The organism is Thermoactinomyces sp. CICC 23799, from assembly GCF_016055145.1.
In the GTDB taxonomy this organism is placed as follows: domain Bacteria; phylum Bacillota; class Bacilli; order Thermoactinomycetales; family Thermoactinomycetaceae; genus Thermoactinomyces; species Thermoactinomyces intermedius.
In genome coordinates, this window is the sequence record NZ_JAECVV010000017.1 from 1 (window position 1) to 4,880 (window position 4,880).

The following is a 4,880-nucleotide window of genomic DNA, read 5'->3' on the forward strand; positions in this document are numbered from 1 at the left end:
ATCCCGGAGGATGATTCTCCCGCTCGACTTGCATGTATTAGGCACGCCGCCAGCGTTCATCCTGAGCCAGGATCAAACTCTCCAAAAAAGTTTGATATGGACTCTCAAGAATTAACGAGTCATGTCTTCACTCTTCAGTTTTCAAGGAACAAGTCATGCAGCAATTTTTCGCGACAACGTTGAATATATTAACCCATCTTTGATCACTTGTCAACAAAAAATTAAATTTTTTTCTCTCTCTATTATAAATCACCCAAATGAACTTTATTCTCCCTGGGAAAGCCCTTGTACCGAAAGGCTTTCCGCTATGTCATTCAAATCCTTCACCACTTCATCCGAAAGAGGAATCCCCCGTTTTTTTCTTTGCAAATATCTTTGATATCTCCTTTCTCCCGGATAATAAACGCCATCACTGTTCGGGGAAGGCGGTGTATCTTTCAACATCTGCAAAAAAGCATCCATCCGTTTGCCATATTCCTTTAATGACATGAAATGCGGCACATGATACAGGATGAAATGGTGTCCCACACCGGCAAAGCCTGCCTCCTCTTCATAGATGCTGACCACATTTTTCCCGAAGGCAGCACCACTTAAGACCCCGCAGAACATCTCGATCGCACACGCCAGGGCGTATCCCTTGGCTCCCCCCCACCGGCAGCATGGCCCCTTTAAGTGCAGCCGAAGGATCCGTTGTATCCATTCCGTTTTCGTCAACGGCCCAGCCTTTGGGAATCGGTTTCTTTTCGCGGGCCGCCAAAATCACTTTTCCTCTTGCAACCATACTTGTGGCCAAGTCAACAATCAATGGAGGCCCGTCGTTCACTGGAAAACCGAAAGCAACCGGATTGGTCCCCAACCGCGGTTCCCTGCCTCCGGTTGGCACAATGCCCGGAGGGGTGTTGGTCATGGCGATCAACACCATATTCTCCTGCATGACTTGCTGGCAGTAAAAAGAACCCGTGCCGTTATGATTGCTGCGACGAATAAAGACACCGGCCATGCCCAGTTTTTTGGCAACAGGAATCGCCGCTTCCAGCGAGCGGAAAGAAACCACTTGCCCCAATCCGTTGTCTCCATCCACATTTAACACCGATCCGTGTTGAATGATCCGAAGACACGGGCGCACGGAAATCCTGCCTTCCATCAACCTGCGCACATAAACCGGCAGACGGCTGATGCCATGGCTGTCGATCCCTTCCAAGTTGGCTTGTATCAATGAATCCGTTATAATTTGCGCATCTCTTTTGGGAACACCGACCGCTTTGAACACGGTTTCGGCAAAACTCCGCAGATGGACATCGTTAAATTCCGGCAACGGATGACAAACCTCCTTTTAAAAGTATTCGCGTAAAGAAAAAGGCCTGCATTTTCACAGGCCTTCCTTCTTTTCTCCAGACTCGGAAAAGATTAACCCAAAAGGAATTTTCTTTTCACGGACAGAAGAATCATCCCGGACAGGATTGCTCCGAGTCCAAACATCATTCCGGTTCCGTATGATGTTGCGGTCTTGGGCAACTTTCCTCCTTGAGGCTGTTTGGAACCGTCGTTTTTATTGTCATCACCGGGCTGGTCACCACCGTTTCCGGGATTTTTCGGATCATCCTGGTTCCCGGGCTCATCGGGATGACCGGGATCATTCGGGTCATTCGGTTGGCCGTTTCCCGGATCATCGGGCGCCCCCGGTTGATCCGATCCGCAATCATGGTTAAACACCAGTTTCGCAATTAGGATCTTTCCGATGACTTCATTGTTTATGTTCAGTTTTACTTTTAAAACATACGTCCCTTTGGCTCCGTTCGGATTGGACTTGGGATCATATTTCACAAAAAAAGTTTGGTTGTCTTCTTTGACATTCAAAACGCCCTGGTCCACTTTCTTCCCGTTCACCAACCCTTGATCAGAAGCCGGATACCAGTAAATTTCATAAGGCACCACCACTTTTAACGGGGTGTCCGGAAGATCAACCAACTTAAAGACGCTTCCCACCTGCACTTTGAACTGAATCGAGGTGCAATTCCCCTTAAAAGGAAGCGGCTTTAAAACATTTGCTTCAACCAACGCTTTGAGTTTCGCTTGTATATCCGCATTGTCTGCCGCCGATGAAACGGCCGGATACAAGCTGACCACCAACAACGAAACCAACGACAAAACAACTTGAGCAAGTTTGATCCATTTCTTTGTCATTTTATGTACCCCCTTACGGGGAATTAGTTTTCCACATCTTTTTTCAATTTCCTTCTTAAAATTGGATAAAATTGATTCAATTTGTAATTGATGAAAAAATATACAAACAATCCGGAAACATCCTTTTTGGCAAAATAAAAAGCTGCAAGTTTTAAATCACTTGCAGCTTTTGCCTGGTTATCGGTTTGTTTGGAGCGGAAGACGGGATTCGAACCCGCGACCCTCGCCTTGGCAAGGCGATGCTCTACCCCTGAGCCACTTCCGCATATGGGGCGACCGGTGGGAATCGAACCCACGAATGCCGGAGCCACAATCCGGTGCGTTAACCACTTCGCCACGGCCGCCATCAAAAAAAATGGCGGAGCTGACGGGATTCGAACCCGCGATCTCCTGCGTGACAGGCAGGCATGTTAGGCCTCTACACCACAGCTCCGCATTTGGTGACCCGTAGGGGATTCGAACCCCTGCATGCCAGCGTGAAAGGCTGGTGTGTTAAACCACTTCACCAACGGACCGTTTCATGGAGCTCCCTACCAGGCTCGAACTGGTGACCTCTTCCTTACCATGGAAGCGCTCTGCCAACTGAGCTAAGGGAGCGGATGCTCTGGAGCGGGTGAAGGGAATCGAACCCTCGCATTCGGCTTGGAAGGCCGATGTTCTACCACTGAACTACACCCGCAACTGGTGCGGTCGGCGAGACTCGAACTCGCACGGCCAAAAGGCCACTACCCCCTCAAGATAGCGTGTCTGCCAATTCCACCACGACCGCAAATTGCTATGGAATTTAGAAAATCATCTCACGCTGATATAATTTAACACAGGTTCAAAAAAAACGCAACCCCTTTTTTAACAAAAAAAAGACGGGAATCCCGTCTTTTTCCTTGCTGCCATCATGCAGCTGAACCCTCTTTTTGCTGTCTTTTTTCTTCCCCTTTGGCAACAACCACCGCCACACAGGCATCCCCGGTGATGTTGGTCGCCGTACGGCTCATATCCAGCAAACGGTCCACACCGAGTACAATGGCAATCCCTTCAACCGGCAGCCCCACCGACTGCAACACCAAGGTCAACATAATCATTCCGGCTCCCGGAACAGCGGCCGTACCAATCGATGCAAGGGTTGCGGTTAGAATAATCATGAGCTGATCATCAATCCCCAACGGAATTCCATATAACTGGGCAATGAAAATGGCGGCAACCCCCTGCATGATAGCCGTTCCGTCCATGTTGATCGTGGCACCGAGCGGCAACACAAAGCTGCTGATTGATTTCGGGACTTTAAAGTCATTTTCCGCCACATCCATGGTCACCGGCAAGGTGGCGGCACTGCTGCTGGTCGTAAAGGCAACTTCCATCGCCCTCATCATGCGTTTGAAGAAAAAAACCGGATTCATCTTCGCAAATACAGCAAGCAGTGTACTGTACGTGATTCCCATATGCAACAACAATGCCAGTAACAGGGTGATCATGTAAGCTGCCATGGAACCGATCAATTCGATCCCGGACTCCCCGATTGCCCGGGCCATCAAGGCAAAAGCGGCATAAGGGGCAGTGGCCATCACAAAAGTAACCAGTTTCAACGTCACTTCATTTCCTTGTTCAATCACTTCTTTGATGCGATTGGCCTTGTCCCCCAATAATGCGATTCCAATCCCAAACAGCAAAGCGAAAAAGATGATTTGCAACATTTCGGATTCAGCCATGGCTTTCACCGGGTTTTCCGGGACAATGTTCACCAGGGTATCGATCATGCTCGGCGGCTTATCCACTTTCACTTCTTCCGCCGGCTGGTCAATTGTGACTCCGGTTCCCGGCTGGATGATATTTGCCAAAATAATGGCAAAAGTAATGGCAATTGCGGTTGTCAAAATATACAGGATAATCGTTTTCCCGCCGATGCGCCCCAGTTTTTTCGGATCGGCAATGCCGGCAGCTCCCGAAACCAGCGAGAAAAACACAAGCGGAACGACAACCATTTTAATTGCTTTAATAAATAAATTACTGACCGGGTCAAATAAATATTGATTCAAGACGACAAATGCAGATGGAAAATAAAGATTGAGAATAACACCAACAATCAGACCGAGCAAGATCCCGATCAAAATCTTTTTCGTCAAGGACATCTTCTTCATAGCCTCACACCTTTCAAAAATAATCCGATAATTCATAAAAAAATAATTTTAAATTAATCAGACAATACAGGCGACAAGGTAATAATGACAATTTTATTATATATTTTATAAAGAAATATCTCAACTAAAAATTATTATCCTAAAAAAACCAAAAGATTTTATTTATCATTGCAAATTATGGTTCCAACCCGGTCCCCTCTTGTGCATTGGAATGGGAACGGAAGATTTCACATTCGCGATCACCTTGCCTTTGATCCCTCTCCTCCGAAAAATCATCCCGTTTTCTTCATCCCGGCAAAGGCAAAAATACTTTTTAAATATTCATATTTTTTATCTTCAGATGAACCTTTTTGGCAATTTTTCTCAACGAGAGACACCAAATATGTAAAATTTAAATTTACAAATTTAAATTTTTAAAAAGACATCTTGAATGCGCATGAAACATAAAAACCACCTTCAGCAATTATGCTGAAGGTGGTTCGGGTGACAATTTGCCTGGCAACGACCTACTCTCCCAGGGGTCATCCCCAAGTACCATCGGCGCTGGAGGGCTTAACTTCCGTG

The 4,880-nt window shown here is 46.9% G+C and carries 4 protein-coding genes, 7 tRNA genes and 2 rRNA genes; all 13 read right to left on the bottom strand.

Going from position 1 to position 4,880, the window contains the following annotated elements; genetic code table 11:
- Window positions 1–88, bottom strand: a 16S ribosomal RNA gene (locus I8U21_RS14615); the annotation flags it as partial.
- Window positions 89–264: 176 nt separating this feature from the next.
- Complete coding sequence (locus I8U21_RS15075; protein WP_232337698.1) at window positions 265–609, bottom strand: Ldh family oxidoreductase; 345 nt, start codon at window positions 607–609, stop codon at window positions 265–267.
- Window positions 551–1,315, bottom strand: a complete 765-nt coding sequence (locus I8U21_RS14620; RefSeq protein ID WP_232337699.1) for an Ldh family oxidoreductase — start codon at window positions 1,313–1,315, stop codon at window positions 551–553. The genes I8U21_RS15075 and I8U21_RS14620 overlap by 59 nt, the downstream gene beginning before the upstream one ends.
- 92 nt (window positions 1,316–1,407) lie before the next feature.
- Window positions 1,408–2,184 (bottom strand): hypothetical protein, encoded by a 777-nt coding sequence (locus I8U21_RS14625; protein ID WP_181733082.1) that lies wholly within the window; start codon window positions 2,182–2,184, stop codon window positions 1,408–1,410.
- A 190-nt stretch (window positions 2,185–2,374) separates the two neighbouring features.
- A tRNA-Gly gene (locus I8U21_RS14630) sits at window positions 2,375–2,449 on the bottom strand.
- Window positions 2,450–2,452: 3 nt separating this feature from the next.
- A tRNA-His gene (locus I8U21_RS14635) sits at window positions 2,453–2,528 on the bottom strand.
- A 12-nt stretch (window positions 2,529–2,540) separates the two neighbouring features.
- Window positions 2,541–2,617: transfer RNA gene (locus I8U21_RS14640), tRNA-Asp, on the bottom strand.
- Between the two features lie 5 nt (window positions 2,618–2,622).
- Window positions 2,623–2,699, bottom strand: a tRNA-Glu gene (locus I8U21_RS14645).
- 6 nt (window positions 2,700–2,705) lie between these two features.
- Window positions 2,706–2,781: transfer RNA gene (locus I8U21_RS14650), tRNA-Thr, on the bottom strand.
- 8 nt (window positions 2,782–2,789) lie between these two features.
- A tRNA-Gly gene (locus I8U21_RS14655) sits at window positions 2,790–2,863 on the bottom strand.
- Between the two features lie 3 nt (window positions 2,864–2,866).
- Window positions 2,867–2,953: transfer RNA gene (locus I8U21_RS14660), tRNA-Leu, on the bottom strand.
- Window positions 2,954–3,074: 121 nt separating this feature from the next.
- The gene (locus tag I8U21_RS14665) at window positions 3,075–4,307 is read right to left on the bottom strand and encodes a dicarboxylate/amino acid:cation symporter (RefSeq protein WP_181733083.1); all 1,233 of its coding nucleotides are present in this window, start codon (window positions 4,305–4,307) and stop codon (window positions 3,075–3,077) included.
- A 502-nt stretch (window positions 4,308–4,809) separates the two neighbouring features.
- Window positions 4,810–4,880 (bottom strand): 5S ribosomal RNA (gene rrf / locus I8U21_RS14670); the annotation flags it as partial.